The sequence below is a fragment of the Streptomyces sp. enrichment culture genome (genome assembly GCF_964272855.1).
In the GTDB taxonomy this organism is placed as follows: Bacteria; Actinomycetota; Actinomycetes; order Streptomycetales; family Streptomycetaceae; genus Streptomyces.
Genome location: NZ_OZ186847.1, coordinates 3,251,488 through 3,269,092, shown reverse-complemented (window position 1 = coordinate 3,269,092; position 17,605 = coordinate 3,251,488). Strand labels below are relative to the sequence as shown.

Annotated in this window: 16 protein-coding genes; 9 read left to right on the top strand and 7 right to left on the bottom strand. The window is 70.9% G+C overall.

Annotation, left to right across the window (positions count from 1 at the left end):
* Positions 1-67: 67 nt before the first annotated feature.
* Positions 68-1,063, bottom strand: coding sequence for a hypothetical protein (locus ACSU6L_RS13770; protein ID WP_437056780.1), 996 nt, complete (start codon positions 1,061-1,063; stop codon positions 68-70).
* 151 nt (positions 1,064-1,214) lie between these two features.
* Between ACSU6L_RS13770 and rfbB the strand changes: the two genes are divergently transcribed.
* A complete protein-coding gene (rfbB, locus tag ACSU6L_RS13765) occupies positions 1,215-2,189 on the top strand; it encodes a dTDP-glucose 4,6-dehydratase (RefSeq protein ID WP_437056778.1) in 975 nt (324 codons plus the stop codon).
* Positions 2,186-3,103 (top strand): dTDP-4-dehydrorhamnose reductase, encoded by a 918-nt coding sequence (rfbD, locus tag ACSU6L_RS13760; protein WP_437056776.1) that lies wholly within the window; start codon positions 2,186-2,188, stop codon positions 3,101-3,103. Before rfbB ends, rfbD begins: the two co-directional genes overlap by 4 nt.
* 135 nt (positions 3,104-3,238) lie before the next feature.
* On the opposite strand, the gene ACSU6L_RS13755 is transcribed toward rfbD, so the two are convergent.
* On the bottom strand, positions 3,239-4,513 hold the full coding sequence (locus ACSU6L_RS13755; protein ID WP_437056774.1) for a glycosyltransferase: 1,275 nt from the start codon (positions 4,511-4,513) through the stop codon (positions 3,239-3,241).
* On the bottom strand, positions 4,510-5,094 hold the full coding sequence (locus ACSU6L_RS13750; protein WP_437056772.1) for a tetratricopeptide repeat protein: 585 nt from the start codon (positions 5,092-5,094) through the stop codon (positions 4,510-4,512). Before ACSU6L_RS13750 ends, ACSU6L_RS13755 begins: the two co-directional genes overlap by 4 nt.
* A gap of 765 nt (positions 5,095-5,859) precedes the next feature.
* Between ACSU6L_RS13750 and ACSU6L_RS13745 the strand changes: the two genes are divergently transcribed.
* Positions 5,860-6,975 carry a tetratricopeptide repeat-containing glycosyltransferase gene (locus tag ACSU6L_RS13745; RefSeq protein ID WP_437056770.1) on the top strand — a complete coding sequence of 372 codons (1,116 nt, stop codon included), beginning with the start codon at positions 5,860-5,862 and terminating at the stop codon, positions 6,973-6,975.
* 94 nt (positions 6,976-7,069) lie between these two features.
* Here the strand turns inward: ACSU6L_RS13745 and ACSU6L_RS13740 are convergent, their stop codons facing one another.
* Together ACSU6L_RS13740 and ACSU6L_RS13735 are read right to left on the bottom strand one after the other, a co-directional pair.
* Positions 7,070-7,483 carry a hypothetical protein gene (locus ACSU6L_RS13740; RefSeq protein ID WP_437056768.1) on the bottom strand — a complete coding sequence of 138 codons (414 nt, stop codon included), beginning with the start codon at positions 7,481-7,483 and terminating at the stop codon, positions 7,070-7,072.
* Between the two features lie 90 nt (positions 7,484-7,573).
* Positions 7,574-8,785: a pyridoxal phosphate-dependent aminotransferase gene (locus tag ACSU6L_RS13735; RefSeq protein WP_437056766.1), complete on the bottom strand. Its 1,212-nt coding sequence runs from the start codon at positions 8,783-8,785 to the stop codon at positions 7,574-7,576.
* 167 nt (positions 8,786-8,952) lie between these two features.
* On the opposite strand from ACSU6L_RS13735, the gene ACSU6L_RS13730 reads away from it, so the two are divergent.
* Together ACSU6L_RS13730 and ACSU6L_RS13725 are read left to right on the top strand one after the other, a co-directional pair.
* The gene (locus ACSU6L_RS13730; protein ID WP_437056764.1) at positions 8,953-9,546 is read left to right on the top strand and encodes a hypothetical protein; all 594 of its coding nucleotides are present in this window, start codon (positions 8,953-8,955) and stop codon (positions 9,544-9,546) included.
* Between the two features lie 144 nt (positions 9,547-9,690).
* Positions 9,691-10,527, top strand: coding sequence for a trypsin-like serine peptidase (locus ACSU6L_RS13725; protein ID WP_437056762.1), 837 nt, complete (start codon positions 9,691-9,693; stop codon positions 10,525-10,527).
* A gap of 9 nt (positions 10,528-10,536) precedes the next feature.
* Here the strand turns inward: ACSU6L_RS13725 and ACSU6L_RS13720 are convergent, their stop codons facing one another.
* Together ACSU6L_RS13720 and ACSU6L_RS13715 are read right to left on the bottom strand one after the other, a co-directional pair.
* Positions 10,537-12,147 (bottom strand): N-acyl-D-amino-acid deacylase family protein, encoded by a 1,611-nt coding sequence (locus ACSU6L_RS13720; protein WP_437056760.1) that lies wholly within the window; start codon positions 12,145-12,147, stop codon positions 10,537-10,539.
* A 19-nt stretch (positions 12,148-12,166) separates the two neighbouring features.
* Positions 12,167-13,432, bottom strand: coding sequence for an amino acid deaminase (locus ACSU6L_RS13715; protein WP_437056758.1), 1,266 nt, complete (start codon positions 13,430-13,432; stop codon positions 12,167-12,169).
* 217 nt (positions 13,433-13,649) lie between these two features.
* Here ACSU6L_RS13715 and ACSU6L_RS13710 point away from each other — a divergent pair, with 217 nt between their 5' ends.
* The 4 genes from ACSU6L_RS13710 (at position 13,650) to ACSU6L_RS13695 (ending at position 17,514) form a co-directional block, all read left to right on the top strand.
* Positions 13,650-14,720, top strand: coding sequence for a sugar kinase (locus tag ACSU6L_RS13710; protein WP_437064878.1), 1,071 nt, complete (start codon positions 13,650-13,652; stop codon positions 14,718-14,720).
* Positions 14,717-15,478: an IclR family transcriptional regulator gene (locus ACSU6L_RS13705; RefSeq protein ID WP_437056756.1), complete on the top strand. Its 762-nt coding sequence runs from the start codon at positions 14,717-14,719 to the stop codon at positions 15,476-15,478. The genes ACSU6L_RS13710 and ACSU6L_RS13705 overlap by 4 nt, the downstream gene beginning before the upstream one ends.
* The gene (locus tag ACSU6L_RS13700) at positions 15,475-15,885 is read left to right on the top strand and encodes a RidA family protein (RefSeq protein WP_437056754.1); all 411 of its coding nucleotides are present in this window, start codon (positions 15,475-15,477) and stop codon (positions 15,883-15,885) included. Before ACSU6L_RS13705 ends, ACSU6L_RS13700 begins: the two co-directional genes overlap by 4 nt.
* Positions 15,886-15,999: 114 nt before the next feature.
* A complete protein-coding gene (locus tag ACSU6L_RS13695; RefSeq protein ID WP_437056752.1) occupies positions 16,000-17,514 on the top strand; it encodes a GntP family permease in 1,515 nt (504 codons plus the stop codon).
* The last annotated feature ends 91 nt before the right edge of the window (positions 17,515-17,605 follow it).

Here is a 17,605-nt window from a genome sequence, read left to right as displayed (position 1 = left end):
ACCTTGCAGTGTGGTCACTCCAAGTTCATGAGGAAGGTTCTCAGTGAGCCGTAGAACGATCCGCAGTTCACGCGTGAAAGCCGTCGGGATGGTTTCGGTGGGTGCACTGGGCCTCGTGCTCAGTGTCGCCCCGAGCGCATTGGCCATCTCCGATGCGATCCATCGGTCCGGCGCCGGCAGCAGCGTGGCGCTGCCCGGCCCCAACGGCGCCATGAGTGCCGACCAAGACAGGGACAGGGGCGACAGGGGCGACCGGGGGCCGCAGGGCAAGCCGGGCAAGAGGGGTCCGCAGGGCCCGCAGGGTGAGACCGGTGCCCAGGGCCCGCAGGGCGAGACCGGTGACCGGGGCCCGCAGGGCTTCCAGGGTGACACCGGTGACACTGGTCCGCAGGGTGCGCAGGGTGACTCCGGGGGTCCGCAGGGCTTCCAGGGTGACACCGGTGACACGGGTCCGCAGGGCTTCCAGGGTGACCCGGGCGCGCAGGGTGCTCAGGGCGACGCGGGCGCGCAGGGTGCTCAGGGTGACACTGGTGCTCAGGGTGACGCCGGTGCTCAGGGTGCTCAGGGTGACGCGGGCGCGCAGGGTGCTCAGGGTGACGCCGGGCCGCAGGGCTTCCAGGGTGACGCGGGCGCGCAGGGTGCTCAGGGTGACCCGGGCGTGCAGGGTGCCCAGGGTGACTTGGGGCCGCAGGGCTTCCAGGGCGCACAGGGCGACGTGGGCGCCCAGGGTGCTCAGGGTGACGCTGGCGCGCAGGGTGCTCAGGGTGACGTGGGGCCGCAGGGCTTCCAGGGCGCTCAGGGAGACGCCGGTGCGCAGGGTGTGCAGGGTGCCGCGGTTGTCGAGACCTACACCGTGGTCGGCGCCCAGGGAGCGCAGTCGACCGCCCTGTGCGGCATCGGAGACGTCGCCACCGGCGGCGGCTACCAAGGGTTCCAGGACCCCGTCCTCGGGACTCTCAACGTCTCGCAGGACCAGCCGGTCCCCGGTGTTCAGGGCGCTCAGGCCGATGGGTACCAGGCCACGGCCACAGTCGGTGAGGTCATCGCCTTCGCCATCTGCCACGACGCGTAACACCCCCCCCGTCAGCGGAGGTGCGGCAGTCCCTGTCCGCATCACCAGGGAACCAGCGACGGTGTCCCGAGGCTTCGGCCTCGCGGGCACCGTCCGCATGTCTGTCCGCGTCCGCAGTAGCCAATAGACAATTCGGAGAACCATGCGCATCCTCGTGACCGGCGGCGCCGGATTCATCGGTTCTGAGTACGTCCGCCGACGCCTGACCTCGGACCCCACCGAGCGCATCACCGTCCTCGACGCACTCACCTACTCGGGGGTCGAGGAAAACCTGGCATCCGTGGCGGACCACCCCGGCTACCGCTTCGTCCGGGGCGACATCTGCGACCCCGACGTCGTCGACCAGGTGATGGCGGGCCAGGACGCGGTGGTCCACTTCGCCGCCGAGTCGCACGTGGACCGCTCGATTCACGGTGCCGGGCCGTTCGTCCGCACCAATGTGCTCGGCACGCAGGTGCTGCTCGACGCGGCCCGCCGGCACCGCGTCGGCCGCTTCGTCCATGTCTCCACCGACGAGGTGTACGGCTCGATCAGCGAGGGCTCGTGGACCGAGGAGTGGCCGACGGCACCGAACTCCCCGTACTCCGCGTCGAAGGCCGGCTCCGACCTGCTGGCGCTCGCCTACCACCGCACCCACGGCCTGGACGTCGTGGTCACCCGGTGCTCCAACAACTACGGGCCGTACCAGTTCCCGGAGAAGGTCATCCCGCTCTTCATCACCAACCTGATGGACGACAGGACCGTCCCCCTGTACGGAGACGGCGGCAACATCCGGGACTGGCTGCACGTCTCGGACCACTGCCGGGGCATCGACCTGGTCCTGCACGGTGGCAGAGCTGGGGAGATCTACCACATCGGCGGCGGAACCGAGCTGAGCAACCACAAGCTCACCGGTCTGCTGCTGGACGCGCTCGGAGCGGGCTGGGACCGGGTTGATCACGTGGCCGACCGCAAGGGCCACGACCTTCGCTACTCGCTCGACGACAGCAAGATCCGCGAGCAGCTCGGCTACGTGCCGCAGGTGTCCTTCACCGACGGTCTGGCCGCCACGGTCGCCTGGTACCGAGCACACCGCTCCTGGTGGCAGCCGCTCAAGGAGAGGGCCGAGCTGCGATGACCACGAGCTGGCTGGTGACCGGTGCGGGAGGCATGCTCGGCCAGGACGTGCTGGCCGAACTCGGCACCGATCCGCACGCCGTGGTGACGGGACTGAGGCGGGACCAGTTCGACATCACCGAGCCGGCAGCCGCACACGCCGCCGTCGCGGGTCACCACGTGGTCGTGAACTGCGCCGCCTGGACGGACGTCGACCGCGCCGAGCAGGCCGAGGCGGCGGCCACGGCCGTGAACGGTACGGGTGTCCGCCACCTGGCGCGCGCCTGCGCGGGCGGCGGTGCTCTACTGCTGCACGTGTCCACCGACTACGTGTTCCCGGGCGACGCCCGGCAGCCGTACCGCGAGGACTCTCCCACGGGGCCCGCCAACGCGTACGGGCGCAGCAAACTGGAGGGTGAGCGGGCCGTCGCCGAACTGCTGCCGCACAGCGGCTACATCGTGCGCACCGCCTGGCTCTACGGCGAGCACGGCCGCAACTTCGTCGCCACCATGCTCGAACTCGCGGCCCGGCGACGGACCCTGGACGTGGTGGCGGACCAGTACGGTCAGCCGACCTGGTCCCGGGCGCTCGCCCGGCACCTGGTGGTCCTCGGCCGTGCCGCCCTCGCGGGACGGGCGCCCGCGGGCATCTACCACGGCACGGCCGCCGGCCACACCACGTGGTACGGCCTGGCGCGTGAGACCTTCCGTCTCAGCGGTCTCGACCCGGAGCGGATCCGCCCCGTCGGCTCGGCGGAGTTCCCACGTCCGGCCGTCCGCCCGGCGTACGGAGTACTCGGCCACGGCAACTGGGCCCGTGCCGGACTCGCCCCCCTGCCACGATGGGACGAACAACTGACCACGGCCCTGGGCACGCCCGCCTTCGCGGCACCGGCGGCCGCGGCGCGGACGCGCGGCGGCCGCCCGCGGACCTGAACGGGATACGGGAGGGCGCCCGGCGGGCTGTGGCCCTGCCGGGCGCCTCTCATGTGCAGATCCAGCCCCGAGGTCGTTCGGACCACGGACGACGCGGGGTGGAAACGCTCTGGCGGAGGCCTTGGCCCACCAGCCTCAGACCAGCAGTTGCCCCCCGCACCGCTCGGCGCCCTCCTTCATCGCGATGAGGTTGGCGACCACGTACGAGATGTTGTTCTTGGAGTGCCACTCGGTCGGGAAGTAGGTGACCAGACGCGACTTCTGGAACCTGGCCTCGATCTCGGGCACGAACGTGCGGTACTGGTTGTCCGTGTAGTACCAGAACGAGTTCTCGTTGTAGAAGGCCACGTGGGTCGGGTCCTGATACGCACCCCGGCCGTCGGAGCTGGGCGTCAGGGTGAGGAGCATGCCGCCGGGTGCGAGCAGCCGGTACAGCTCGTTGATCAGCGGCACCTTCGCGGGCACGTGCTCGAGGAAGTCCACCGCCCGCATCAGGCCGACGGAGTTGTCGGGCAGGTCCAGCTTCCCCGGCAGGGTCGCGACGATGTCGACGCCCTCCGCAGGGTACTGGTCCACGCCCAGGTAGCCGGGCGGCTTCCGGTGGGCCGCGCCGAGGTCCAGCGCGAGCAGTCCCCGCCGTTGGGTCCAGGCGAGCGCGTTGGCTTCGATGTACTTGTCGTACAGGGCGATCGTCTCGCGCTGGATGTGGGCGTTGATCTTCGGGTCGCGCTGGGTGTTGGCCGGGTGCATCCGCTGCAGGTACAGACAGCGGTCGATGTGGTGGAAGTCGCCGGCATGGAACAGACGGCACATCAGGTCCTGGTCGTCCAGCACCGTGCGGGTGCCGTCGTACCCGCCGACCTTCTCGTAGGCCTCCTTCCGGAACGCCCGGACGTGGTTGGGCGCGTACCAGATGTAGGCGACGTTGTGCGGCGTCGGGGCCAGGGACTTGACCTGGAGGAGCTTGCGGCCGTCGACGCGTACTTCCTCGTACTGCCAGCCGTGCGCCTCGTTGAAGCGGCTGTTGTCCCGCTTGCCGTCCTCGGTGATCTGCGCGGTGTTGCTGTAGACGAGGACGGCGTCGGGATGCGCGTCGAAGGCCTTGCCGAGCTCCGCCAGGCACGCCTTCGCCAGCAGGTCGTCGTGGTCGAGTTCCACCAGGATCTCGCCGCGAGCCAGTTCACAGGCTCTGCGCTTGGCCGCTCCGACGCCGTGGACGTCGTCCGCGACCTCCACGCGGACACGCTCGTCGGGCCGCTCCGGGCGCCATCGGGCGCCGTTGTTGAGCAGGACGATCCACTCCCAGTCCGGGCACGTCTGGGCCTGCAGGCTCGCCAGGCACTCGTCGAGAAAACGTGGCCGGTGGCTGGGTGTGAAGACGGAGAACCTGGGTGTTGCAGTCGACGTCATTCGGTGTCACCTGCTTCGCTCGGTGTCGGTGAGGGGCTTACGTCGTCCCGGAACGGTTCCGGTACGTGAGAATGAAGTGAGGGTTTGCCTGCGACGGCACGACGGAATGCTTCCTCCGCCTCCTCGTCGCGGTCTCTTTCCGCGAGGATCAGCCCGATTTGCAGATGGGCAGCAGCTGCCTTCGGATTGGCGGCAACGGCACGCTTCAGGAGTCCGAGGGCCTGGTCGGGCGCGCTCGACTTCACCAGAAATGACTTGTTGTAGAGAGCCGACCAATACTTCGGGTCGATCTTCAGTACCTTGTCGTATGCCGCTCGGGCATCGGCCGTCCGGCCCTCCTGCTGCGCGATGACGCCCAGGTTGTACCAGGCGGTCTTGTTGTCGGGATCCAGCTCGAGCACGCGTCGGTAGGTACGGGCCGCTCCTTTGAAGTCCTTGTATTGATTCTGCATCATGGCGGCGTTCAGGAGTGCGTTCGCCTCCACGGAGGTCCGGACCTCCGACATGGCCTTGGATTCCTGGCGTTCGTCAGAAGGCGACTGAATGGCCCAGATGATCAGCCCGGTGGCAATCGACGCCACGCCGGCGAGCCCTGCCCACAACCTTCTACGTTTCACTTGGGTCACATCTCAGGGAGTCGGCGACGAATGGGATGGGTTCGGCTGTCTCAGGTGGCTGACGAGGGGGCCTTTTGGGCGGCGTCGGCACTTACCGGAGTCCAAACCACCGTCATTTTCACCAAAGGTGCGAGGATGTCCTTACGGCGCCGCCCGTTGTCAGGAATTGGGGCGGACAGACCACCCGAGTGGGCGCATTCGAGGGGGATTCCCGGGGAGGAACGGCTCGTCCCCCGTTGCCGTTTCGGCGAGTGTCACCCGGGGGTGGGCGCGGTGCTGCGGGCTGGGGTGGGTGACTGAACGGTTGCGCGGGGTAGTTGTGTCGACCGTGTCACGCGGGATTGACGCCGTCGTGGAGAATCCACTGTCGGGTGCTCAGGTCTTTCGACTCGTTGCCGGATGAGGCCCTGGCAGGTCAACTCGCCCTGCCTGACCGTACTTTTACCGGACTGGCCGCGTCGTCCAGGCGCTGGCCGTGGGGGAGCATGGTTCGGGACGAGAACAGGTGGAGTACCACGGGAAGTTGCTGCTGTCGGAGGGGTTCGTTCCGTCGAGGGCGATCCGGTACGGCTTGGGTCCAGGCCTCTGCGCGAGGTGTGTCGCGAATCTCGTAGTGTCATCGGGTGATTGGCCCGAGGGAGGCCACTGGGCCCGGCCTCTTTGCCTGACCGTGAACGACTGGATACCTTCACATATCGGTCATTCGTAGCCGTGTAGAGGGGTGATCCCGTGAAGCCGACGGTCTGCTTGAACATGATCGTCAAGGACGAAGCCCCGGTGATCCGGCGCTGCCTCGAATCCGTGCGGCCTTTGATCGATACCTGGGTCATCCTGGACACCGGCTCGACCGACGGCACCCAGGACGTCATTCGCGAGGTCTACGACGATCTGCCGGGCGAGCTCTACGAACGGCCCTGGAAGGGGTACGACGGAAGCCGCACCGAGGCGATCGAACTCGCGCGCTCCCGTGCCGACTACCTGTTCTTCATCGACGCCGACGACGTGATCGAGACCGAGCCCGGGTTCAGCATGCCGGAGCTGACTCTCGACGCCTACCGGGTCGCACTGCGCCACGGGCCCGTCGTCCACTGGCGTCCCGCGCTGGTCTCCACGCGGCTGCCATGGCGCTACGTCGGGGTGCTGCACGAGTACATCGAGTGCGGCTCGCGCTACTCCCTCGGCGTTCTCGAAGGTGCCAACATCCGCACGCTGGAGGGTGGGGGGCGACTGCGGAAGGAAGGGCAGAGGGAGAAGTACCTGCGCGACGCGGAGATCCTCCAGCAGGGCCTGGCCAAGGAGCCCGACAACCCCCGTTACGTCTTCTACCTCGCCCAGAGCTGGCGCGACGCCGGTGAGCTGGAGAAGGCCCTCGAAACCTATGACCACCGGGCGGACTTGGGCGGCTGGGCGGAGGAGGTCTTCTGTGCCCGCCTCAGAGCCGCGCGGATCGCGGCACAGCTTCGGCGGCCGGCGGCCGAAGTGTTGGACCGTTACCTCCGGGCGCACGAGGGCCGCCCCTCGCGCGCCGAGGCGCTCGGTGACCTCGCGCGCCTGTGCCGCACCGACGGCGGGCGCTGGCCGCTCGCCTATCTGTTCGCGCGCCAGGCGGCACGGATCCCGCGTCCGAGCGACATTCTGTTCGTCGAGCCCGCCTGGTACGAGTGGCGTGCGCTCGACGAACTGGCGGTGGCCGCCTACTGGGTCGGAGAGCTGGAGGAGGCCAGGAGCTGCTGTGAACGCCTGCTCGACGAGGGGAAGCTGCCTCCCGAGCATCGCGAGCGTGTGGCCGACAACCTCGAGTTCGCCAGACGCAAGCTCGGCTCCGGGGAGCTCGTGGGCGTCTGACCGCGTGGGCCGGCCCGTGTGGCGACGAAGTCGTGGCTCCCGGTCCGCGCGTCGCTGCGGGTGCACGCGGACCGGGGCCGTTCATGGGGTGGGGTCAGCCGGACGCGACTTCCCGCGGGCCGAGGGCTGCCGCGTGCACGTCCATCCGCTGAGCGGCGAGGATCGCGGCAGCCGTATCCGCACGGGACGCGGCGACGACCAGCGCCCGCCCGGCTAGGGCATGCGCCCGCTGATGCAATGCGGCGAGATGCGGCTCGTCCACCGTGCTCACGGTCGCACGCACCGGCGTCTGCCCGCCGCGCAGCCGGCTCACCTCCTCCGCGAGCCGCACGGCCGCCGCGTTCAGATCGGCGGACGGCGTGAGCGCACGCAGCTCGTCGGTCGCGGCGAGCAGCGCCGCGAGGTGCCCCGCGAGCTGGATGTCCAGCTCCTCCTCGCGGGACCGGTGGGGGAAGTCCGAGGCGCCGGGCACGGTGTGGACCGACTTGGTGCGGATCGGTTCGTACATGGGACGGCCTCCTCTGCTCTGGCAGGAGCCATCCTACATTAGATTCGTTCTAAAGTTGGCGCGGTTCCTGGAGCAGGGGCACCGCGGTCGCTACGGCTGGCTGTAGCCGTCCAGGAAGTTGCCGATCCGCCCCATCGCGTCGCGCAGATCGCCCGCCGACGGCAGGGTCACCACCCGGAAGTGGTCCGGCTCCGGCCAGTTGAAGCCGGTGCCGTGCACCACCATGATCTTCTCCTGCCGGAGCAGGTCCAGGACCATCCGGCGGTCGTCCTTGATCTTGAAGACCTTGGGGTCGAGGCGCGGGAACAGGTACAGCGCGCCCTTCGGGCGGACACAGCTCACGCCCGGGATCTGCGTCAGCAGGTCGTAGGCGACGTCCAGCTGCTCCTTCAGCCGCCCGCCCGGCAGCACCAGGTCGTTGATCGACTGGCGTCCGCTGAGCGCGGCCACCACCCCGTGCTGACCCGGCATGTTCGCGCACAGCCGCATGTTCGCCAGGATCGTCAGACCCTCGATGTAGGAGTCGGCGTGGGCGCGGGGGCCGGAGATCGACATCCAGCCGACCCGGTACCCGGCCACCCGGTACGCCTTCGACATGCCGTTGAAGGTGAGGGTGAGCAGATCGGGGGCGACCGCGGCGGTCGGGGTGTGCCGGGCGCCGTCGTAGAGGATCTTGTCGTAGATCTCGTCCGAGCAGACGAGGAGGTTGTGGCGGCGGGCGATGTCCGTCAGCCCGCGCAGCATCGCCTCGTCGTAGACCGCGCCGGTCGGGTTGTTCGGGTTGATGATCACGATCGCCTTGGTGCGGTCGGTCACCTTGCGCTCGACGTCGGCGAGGTCGGGCATCCAGTCCGACTGCTCGTCGCAGCGGTAGTGCACCGCCGTACCGCCGGACAGGGACACCGCGGCCGTCCACAGCGGGTAGTCCGGGGCCGGTACGAGGACCTCGTCGCCGTCGTCCAGCAGGCCCTGCATCGCCATGGTGATCAGCTCGGAGACGCCGTTGCCGATGAAGACGTGCTCGACGTCCGTCTCGATGCCGAGGGTCTGGTTGTGCATGACGACGGCCCGGCGGGCGGCCAGCAGGCCCTTCGCGTCGCCGTAGCCGTGCGCGGTGGAGACGTTGCGGAGGACGTCCTCCAGGATCTCCGGCGGGCACTCGAAGCCGAAGGCGGCCGGGTTGCCGGTGTTCAGCTTGAGGATGCGGTGGCCCGCCGCCTCAAGCCGCATCGCCTCCTCGAGCACCGGGCCCCGGATCTCGTAACAGACGTTGGCGAGCTTGGTCGACTGGATCACCTGCATGTCTGGGAGCCTACGGCCGGTCGTCGCTCCGTGGGTCGTGTTTTCCGCCACGTGAGACATGCGGTTTGGGTGGGTATGTGCCACCGCTGTCCCTGTGGCCACTGAGGTCCCTACAATGCACGGCCATGTCAGAGCCCCCCAGAACGGGTGAACACCAGGTTCCTCCGATGGTGTACCAGCCGCAGCCTCAGCCGGAGCACATCCCGGCCTACGACGAGTACGCCGACCCGGCGGCGGCGCACGGCTGGCAGAACGCATACGACGAGACGCGGGAGCTGCCGCCGGTGCCCTCCGGGCCGCGCCGCTCCCGGCGCAAGCCCAGCGCGTGGCGCCAGCGCCGGGTCGCGGTCGCCGCCGGTGCCTTGGGCGCCGTGTCCGCGGCGGCGCTGGTCGCCGGATTCGCCTTCTCGGGGTCGTCCTCAGAGGACGGCACACAGGGCGGGAAGGGCCGTACGAGCCCGACGGCGGACGACACGGACGCAGGGGACGCCGCGCCGGACGAGGAGACGTCGACGGGTGAGGGCGGCGGTGCGGCCTCCGCGCCCGCTCCGGGCGGTGCCGCCGCCTCCGGTGCCCCGGCCGCGGACCCCTCGAGCGGTGGTTCCGGCGAACCCTCGGCGTCGCCCGGCGCCTCCCAGGAGCCGGCGACGGCGAGCCCCGCGCCCACCAGTGCCCCCACCACAACCGCCACGAGCGCGCCGACCGCGTCCGACGGTGGTGACGGCAAGCCGGGCCGTGGTCATGGCAGGGGGCTGAGGTAGGCCGGGCCACCTGCGGGAGACGGCCACCAGCAGGCCTGAAACGCCTCCTTGTCCCCTCTCGTCGTCGCACTAACAATGCGCATGACAACGCAGCGGGCGGCCGGACGACCTCCGGTCGCCCACGTCGTACAGAGGGGACCCCACATGAAGAAGCCTCTCCTCGCCACGCTCGCGGCCCTGGCCATCGCCGGGGCGGGCGCGGCACCCGCCGTCGCGGCGACGCCGGACACCGAGGCCCCCGCGGTCAAGGCGGTGAACTTCGCCGGCACCGTCGCGCTCAGCAACTGCTCCGGCTCGGTCATCCGCATGCCCGACTCCGCCGACGACGACCCGGCGCTGGTGCTCACCAACGGCCACTGTCTGGAGTCCGGCTTCCTGGACCCCGGCGAGGTCGTCGTCGACCGGGCCTCCACCCGCTCCTTCGGCCTGCTGAACTCCGCCGGCACCCGCGTGGCGACCCTGCGCGTGAACAAGATCGCCTACTCGACGATGACCGACACGGACGTCGCCGTCTACCAGCTCACCCGCACCTACGCGCAGATCCGCGGTTCCTACGGCATCAACGCGCTCACCCTGAACGACGCCCACCCGGTCGCCGGAACCGCGATCAGCGTCGTCTCCGGTTACTGGAAGCGCGTCTACAACTGCTCCATAGACGGCTTCGTGCACCAGATGCGTGAGGGCGACTGGACCTGGAAGGACTCCGTCCGCTACACCGCCGCGTGCGACACCATCGGCGGCACCTCAGGCTCCCCGGTCGTCGACCAGGCCACCGGCCGGGTCGTCGCCGTCAACAACACCGGCAACGAGAGCGGCGAGCGCTGCACGCTGAACAACCCGTGCGAGGTCGACGCGAACGGCAACGTCACCGTCCGCCAGGGCATCAACTACGCGCAGCAGACCTACCAGCTCGCCGCCTGCTTCGGCCTTGACAGCAAGCTGGACCTGTACGCGAGCGGCTGCACCCTGCCCAAGCCGTGACCTGACCGGTCAGACGGGCGTCCTGCGCACCGACCGGCCCGCCAGGACGTCCGTCCGCCGCCCGTCGTCCATCACGAACCGCCCGTCGACCAGGACGTACGGGATGCCCGCCGGAAGGGTGCGCGGACGGTCGTACGTCGACCCGGCCGCGACGGTCGCCGGGTCGAACAGCACCAGGTCGGCGCGGTACCCCTCGCGCACCACGCCGCGGTCCGGCAGCCGCAGCCGGGCCGCCGGGCGGGCGGTGAGACGGGCGACGCACTCCTCCAGCGACAGCACGCCCAGCTCGCGGACGTACCGGCCGAGGTAGTGCGGGAAGGTGCCGTACGCGCGCGGATGCGGCTTGGCGCCCTGGAGGATGCCGTCCGAGCCGCCGGTGTGGGCGCGGTGCCGCATGATCGCCCGGACGTTCTCCTCGTGGCCGACGTGCTGCAGGATCGTCGGCCCCAGCCGGTCCGCGACCAGCAGCCGGTGGGCGACCGTCCACGGCGCCTCGCCGCGCGCGTCCGCCGACTCCCGGACCGTACGGCCCACGTACTCGCCCAGCTCCGGGTCGGTCACGCCCGAGATCTCGATGGTCTCCCACTCCACGGGCACCCCGTGACAGCCGTCCGCGCCGACGACCTCCATGTGGTGCCGGATCCGCTCGGCGGTCTCCGGGTCGGTCAGCCGCTTCAGCACCGCCTCCGGCCCGCCCTCGCTCGCCCAGCTCGGCAGCAGCGCCGCGAGGGTCGTGCAGCCGGGGGTGTACGGGTAGGTGTCGAGGCTGATGTCGGACCCGGCGGCCAGCGCCTCGTCCAGCAGGGCCAGCAGCTCGGGCGCGCGGCCCTTGTTCACGCCGAAGTTCATGGTGGCGTGCGCCAGGTGCAGCGCACAGCCCGCCTCCCGGGTGAGGGCCACCATCTCCCCGTAGGCCGCCAGCGCGCCCGCCCCGTACGACCGGTGGTGCGGGCAGTAGTAGCCGCCGTACGACGCCACCACCCGGCACAGCTCGGTCAGTTCCGCGTCCTTCGCGTACATGCCCGGCGTGTACGTCAGCCCGGAGGACATGCCGACCGCGCCCTGCTCCAGCCCCTCCGCGACCAGCCGCCGCATCCGGTCCAGCTCGCGCGGGGTCGCCTCCCGGTCCTCCCAGCCGACGGCGAGCGCGCGGACCGTGCCCTGCGGGACCAGGTAGGCCGCGTTCACGGCGATGCCCCGGTCCAGCCGGTCCAGGTACTCGCCCACCGAACGCCAGTCGAAGTCGATGTCGTCGCCGGAGCCGTTCCAGCCGGTGATCGCCCGGCGGACCTCGGCGAGGGTGCGGTCGTCGACCGGCGCGTACGACAGCCCGTCCTGGCCGATCACCTCCAGGGTGACGCCCTGCGCGGCCTTGGCGCTGTGGTCCGGGTCGCGCAGCAGGGCGAGGTCGCTGTGGGCGTGCATGTCGATGAAGCCGGGGGACAGGACCAGGCCCTCGGCGTCCAGCTCCCGCATCGCGGTGGGGCGCTGACAGCCCGCCGCGGCGGCCTCCTTGACGATCGACACGATCCGGCCGCCGTCCACGACGACGTCGGCGCGGTAGGAAGGGGCGCCGGTGCCGTCCACGACGTCCGCGTCCCGGATGACGAGGTCTTCCATCGCCGATGCCTCCGGTCTCCTAGAAGAACGTGCGGATGTAGTCGACGACCGTGCCGTCCGCCTCGGCCACCGGGATCAGCTGCCACTTGTCGAACGACGTGCACGGATGCGACAGCCCGAGGCCCAGCCAGTCGCCGACCTCCAGGTCCGCCTCCGGCCCGGTGCGCAGCCAGGCGTGCTGGTCGGACAGGCCGGTCACCTCGACGCCGGCGGCCGGGCGCTCCACGCCGTCGCGGCGGACCACCTGGGCGAACGGCAGATCCAGGTCGTAGGCCGCGTCCCGCTTGCCCGCGTTGACGAACGCCTGCTCCGGGGAGGGCCGGGAGACCACCTGCGCCCACAGCCGGAACGCGGGCTCCAGAGCGCCCTCCTCCGGGACCCGGGTGAAGGGGGTCAGCTTGCGGTAGTGGCCGTCGTCGTGGGAGACGTACGCGCCGGAGCGCAGCAGCTTCAGCACGGGCGCGGAGAGTTCCGGCAGCTCGGCGAAGGCGTCCGCCACCGCGTCGAACCAGGCGCTGCCGCCCGCGCTGACCACGATCTCGTCCAGCCCCGCGAACCGGCCCGCCTTGTCGAACCCGGCGGCCAGGGAGACCAGGCTGTCCAGCCACGCCCGTACGCGCTCCGGGGTCGCCCGCGGCACCTCGCCCTCGTACCCGGCGACACCGACCAGCCGCAGCGACCGGGCGGCGGCCACCGCGTCCGCGACCGCCGCGCACTCCGCCTCCGTGCGGACACCGGTGCGGGCACCCTCGCCGGCGGCGAGCTCGACGACGACGTCCAGCGGGCGGGCGGCGCCCTCCAGGGCCGCGTCCATCAGTTCCACGCCGCGCACCGAGTCGACGTAACAGACGAACCGGAAGCCGGGGTCCGCGGCCAGCTCGGCGGCGATCCAGCGCAGGGCCGCCGGGTCCACCAGCTCGTTCGCCAGGAACACCCGCCGCACTCCGAACGCCCGCGCCACCCGCACCTGGTGCGGCACCGCGAGGGTGATGCCCCAGGCGCCGTGCTCGATCTGGCGGGCGAACAGCTGCGGGGCCATGGAGGTCTTGCCGTGCGGGGCGAAGGCCAGGCCGTGGCGGGCGGTGTACGTCGCCATGAGCCGGAGGTTGTGCTCCAGGTGTTCGGCGGACAGGGCGAGGACGGGCGTGGTGAAGCCGCCGGTGAACAGGTTGCGGCGCTGGGCGGCCAGCTCGCCGACGGTCAGCCCGTCGGCGTCCGGCGGGAGGCCACGGAAGCGGTGGTCGACGACTTCCTCGGCGAGCCGTGCGAGGGCTTCGCTGCTCATGGAGCCTCCCTGATCAGGTGTGTTGCATTCTATGCAACGTTCGTTGCGTATATCGCTTGTCGCTGTCTAACATCTCGGCCGACGCGGGGTCAACGGAACCGCCACGACCCGCGAGAGCCGACGAGGAGCTACGAGCATCGTGACCACGACCGGAACCGGCAACGCCCCCGACGTGGACACCCCCGACGTCGTGGACGTCGTCGCGCTCGGCGAGTCCATGGTCACCTTCCTGCCCACCCGCCCCGGCCGCCTCGCCGACGTACCGTCCTTCGACCGGGCCATCGGCGGCGCCGAGTCCAACGTCGCCTGCACCCTGGCCGCCGCCGGGCACACCGCGCGCTGGGTCAGCCGGGTCGGCGCCGACGGCTTCGGCGACCACCTGGTCGAGACGATCGCCGGCCACGGCGTCGACACCACCGCCGTGCGCCGCGACCCCGCCCGCCCCACCGGCGTCTACTTCCGCACCGCCGGCGACCGGGCCACCGACGCCCACGAGGTGGCCTACTACCGCGCCGGGTCGGCGGCGTCCGCGATGAGCGCGACCGGCGTCGACCTCGCCGCCGTACGCGCAGCGCGCGTCCTGCACCTGTCCGGCATCACCGCCGCGCTCTCCGCGAGCTGCCTGGAGCTGATGCGGGAGCTGACCGCTCCCGCCGCCGGGCGTCCGCGGGTGTCGTTCGACGTGAACCACCGGCCCGGGCTGTGGCGGGACGCCGGCGGTCCGGGGGTGCTGCTGGACCTGGCGCGCGGCGCGGACATCGTGTTCGTCGGGGCGGACGAGGCCGAGGCGGCCTGGGGCGTCACCGGCGGCCCGGACGCGATCCGCGCACTGCTGCCGGAGCCGGGCGTACTGGTGGTCAAGGACGGGGCACGGGGGGCCACGGTGTACGAGAGCGCGGACGGCGGGCGACCCGGCGGCGGCAATCCGTCGGCGCCGGACCGAGCGGCAGGCCCCGCCGCGGCCCCGGCACCGGGCACCCGCACCACGCGGACCACCTACGTCCCCGCCCCCGAGGTCTCGGTCACGGCAGCCGTCGGCGCCGGAGACGCCTTCGCCGCCGGGTTCCTCTCCGCCACCCTGCGCGGCCTCCCCGTCCGCGACCGCCTGCGCCACGGCCACCTGTGGGCCGCCGCCGCCCTCACCGTCCCCGGCGACCTCGCCACGCCCCCCGCCCGCGACCACGCCGACCGGCTCGCCGACCTCGACGACACCGAGTGGGGGAGACTTCGACTCGGCCCCGGCTGGACCGCCGTGGAAGGGGCCGAGGAGGAGGTACGTACGCCATGAGCCAGACCGTCGACCGCGCGCTGAGCATCCTGCCGCTGCTCGCCGAGGGACCCGCCGACCTCGGACAGGTCGCCGACCGCCTCGGCGTGCACAAGTCCACCGCGCTGCGGCTGCTGCGCACCCTCCACGAACACGGCTTCGTCTACCGCCAGTCCGACCAGCGCTACCGCCTCGGCGCCCGGCTCTTCTCCCTCGCCCAGGAGGCCATGGAGAACCTGGACATCCGGGAGATCGCCCACCCCCACCTCGTCCGCCTCAACGAACAGTGCGGACACACCGTCCACCTCGCCGTCCACGAGGAGAACGAGGTCCTCTACATCGACAAGGTCGAGAGCCGCTACCCGGTCCGCATGTACTCGCGGATCGGCAAGCCCGTCGCCATCACGGTCGCCGCGGTCGCCAAACTGCTCCTCGCCGACCTCCCCGAAGCCGAGCGCCGCGCCCTCGCGGACAAGCTCGACTACCCCATGTACACGGCCCGTTCGACCCCCAACGCCCCCGCCTTCCTGCGGGAGCTGGAGAAGGTGCGCGAACAGGGCTGGGCCACCGACCTCGGCGGCCACGAGGAGTCCATCAACTGCGTCGCCGCACCCGTCCGCGGCGCCGACGGCCGGGTCGTCGCCGCGATGTCGGTCTCCGCGCCGAACGTCGTCGTCACCGCCGACGAACTCCTCACCCTGCTCCCACTGGTCCGCCGTACCGCGGAGGACATCAGCGGCGAGTACTCCGGCAGAACCAGCGCGAAGGACACCGCATGACCGAGAAGACCGCCCTCACCCCCAAGACCCACACCACCCCGCCCGCGAAGTTCTCGCACGGCGTGAGGAAGGGCAACATCCTCCAGGTCGCCGGCCAGGTCGGCTTCCTGCCCGCCGAGGAGGGCAAGCCGCCCACGCCCGCCGGCCCCACCCTGCGCGAGCAGACCCTCCAGACCCTCGCCAACGTCAAGGCGATCCTGGAGGAGGGCGGCGCGAGCTGGGACGACGTGATGATGATCCGCGTCTACCTCACGGACGTCGGCCACTTCGCCGAGATGAACGAGATCTACAACACCTACTTCGAGGAGCAGGGCCTCACCCAGCCCCCGGCCGCCCGCACGACGGTCTATGTCGGCCTGCCCGCCGGCCTCCTCATCGAGATCGACGCCCTCGCCGTCCTGAGCTGATCTCCGCCGCACTCACGCACGCCTGTCACGGCGCGGCGCCCGACATCCCACGGGGCGCCGCGCCGCGCTCCGCCCTGCCCGAAAGCCGCATGCATTTACGTAGAGGACCCCCGTATGTCCTTCCCGCTCGCCGCCTCCACCCCCGCTGAGACCCCGCCCCACACCGGCGGCCTCCTCCTGCTGATCGACGGCACCGCCGGGCTGCTGACGGTCGCCGCCCTCGGCATCGCGCTGCTGCTCCTCCTCATCATCAAGGCGCGCCTCCAGCCCTTCGTGGCCCTGCTCGCCGTCTCCATAGCCGTCGGCCTGATGGCCGGCCTCTCCGTCACCGAACTCTTCGGCACCGTCCAGCGCTCGGACGCCGTCTCCACCATCGAGTCCGGCATGGGCGGCATCCTCGGCCATGTCGCCATCATCATCGGTCTGGGCACCATGCTCGGCGCGATCCTCGAAGTCAGCGGCGGCGCCGAGGTGCTGGCCTCCCGTCTGCTCAACCTGTTCGGCGAGCAGCGCGCCCCGCTCGCCATGGGCCTGACCGGCCTGATCTTCGGCATCCCGGTCTTCTTCGACGTCGGCATCTTCGTCCTCGCGCCGATCGTCTACGCCGCCGCGAAACGCTCGGGCAAGTCGATCCTGCTGTACTGCCTGCCGCTGCTCGCCGGCCTGTCGATGACCCACGCCTTCCTGCCCCCGCACCCCGGCCCGGTGGCTGCCGCGGGCCTGCTCCACGTGGACCTCGGCTGGGTCATCCTCATGGGCGTCGTGTGCGGCGTCCCGGCGGTGCTGGCCGCCTGGGCGTTCTCCGCGTGGATCGGCCGCCGCGTCTTCGTGCCGGTGCCGCAGGACATGGTGGAGGCCGCCGAGGAGGCCAAGCGGGCGGTCCTCGACGAGCAGGGCGGGCAGCGCGCCCCGCGCGAACAGCCGGTCGCCCTCGGCACGGTGCTCGCCATCATCGGTACGCCGCTGATCCTGATCCTCGCCGCCACCTTCTCCTCGATCGCCCTCGACCCTCCCGCAAGCTCTCCGACAGGCTCCGAGCAGGGGGTACCCCCATCCCTCCGCTCGGTCGTCGAGTTCTTCGGCCACCCCTTCGTGGCCCTCACCCTCGCCCTGCTCCTCGCCTACTACGTCCTCGGCGTCCGCCGCGGCTGGTCCCGCAAGTCCCTGGAGACCGTCTCCACTTCCTCCCTGAAGCCGGTCGGCAACATCCTGCTCGTCGTCGGCGCGGGCGGTGTCTTCGGCGCCGTCCTCAAGGGCAGCGGAGTCGCGCAGGCACTGTCGGACACCTTCAACGACGTCGGCCTGCCGGTGATCGTCCTCTCCTACCTGATCTCCCTGGTCCTGCGCGTCGCCCAGGGCTCGGCGACCGTCGCCATCGTCACCACGGCCGGCATCGTCGCCCCGCTGCTCGCCGAAGGCGACCACTCGCAGGCCTTCGTCGCCCTGGTCATCATGGCCATCTCCGCGGGCTCCATCTTCGCCTCGCACGTCAACGACGGCGGCTTCTGGATCGTCGCCAAGTACTTCGGCATCAGTGAGCGGGAGACCCTGAAGACGTGGACGGTGCTGGAGTCGGTGCTGTCGCTCGCGGGGTTCGCGGTGGCGGCGGTGCTCAGCGTCTTCGTGTAGTCCGCCGGGCCCGCCGGTTCGCCGGTCCGCCGGTCCGTCGTTCGCCCGGAAGCCGACCAGTCGGCGACCGGCGGGTCGTGTCCAATGGATG

Excerpts from the sequence above, each read along its gene's own strand:
- rfbD (WP_437056776.1), top strand. The coding sequence starts at position 2,186 with ATGACCACGAGCTGGCTGGTGACCGGTGCGGGAGGCATGCTCGGCCAG.
- ACSU6L_RS13700 (WP_437056754.1), top strand. The coding sequence starts at position 15,475 with ATGACCGAGAAGACCGCCCTCACCCCCAAGACCCACACCACCCCGCCC.
- ACSU6L_RS13740 (WP_437056768.1), bottom strand. The coding sequence starts at position 7,483 with ATGTACGAACCGATCCGCACCAAGTCGGTCCACACCGTGCCCGGCGCC.
- ACSU6L_RS13735 (WP_437056766.1), bottom strand. The coding sequence starts at position 8,785 with ATGCAGGTGATCCAGTCGACCAAGCTCGCCAACGTCTGTTACGAGATC.
- ACSU6L_RS13695 (WP_437056752.1), top strand. The coding sequence starts at position 16,000 with ATGTCCTTCCCGCTCGCCGCCTCCACCCCCGCTGAGACCCCGCCCCAC.
- ACSU6L_RS13730 (WP_437056764.1), top strand. The coding sequence starts at position 8,953 with ATGGTGTACCAGCCGCAGCCTCAGCCGGAGCACATCCCGGCCTACGAC.
- ACSU6L_RS13720 (WP_437056760.1), bottom strand. The coding sequence starts at position 12,147 with ATGGAAGACCTCGTCATCCGGGACGCGGACGTCGTGGACGGCACCGGC.
- ACSU6L_RS13715 (WP_437056758.1), bottom strand. The coding sequence starts at position 13,432 with ATGAGCAGCGAAGCCCTCGCACGGCTCGCCGAGGAAGTCGTCGACCAC.
- rfbB (WP_437056778.1), top strand. The coding sequence starts at position 1,215 with ATGCGCATCCTCGTGACCGGCGGCGCCGGATTCATCGGTTCTGAGTAC.
- ACSU6L_RS13710 (WP_437064878.1), top strand. The coding sequence starts at position 13,650 with ATGGTCACCTTCCTGCCCACCCGCCCCGGCCGCCTCGCCGACGTACCG.
- ACSU6L_RS13705 (WP_437056756.1), top strand. The coding sequence starts at position 14,717 with ATGAGCCAGACCGTCGACCGCGCGCTGAGCATCCTGCCGCTGCTCGCC.
- ACSU6L_RS13755 (WP_437056774.1), bottom strand. The coding sequence starts at position 4,513 with ATGACGTCGACTGCAACACCCAGGTTCTCCGTCTTCACACCCAGCCAC.
- ACSU6L_RS13725 (WP_437056762.1), top strand. The coding sequence starts at position 9,691 with ATGAAGAAGCCTCTCCTCGCCACGCTCGCGGCCCTGGCCATCGCCGGG.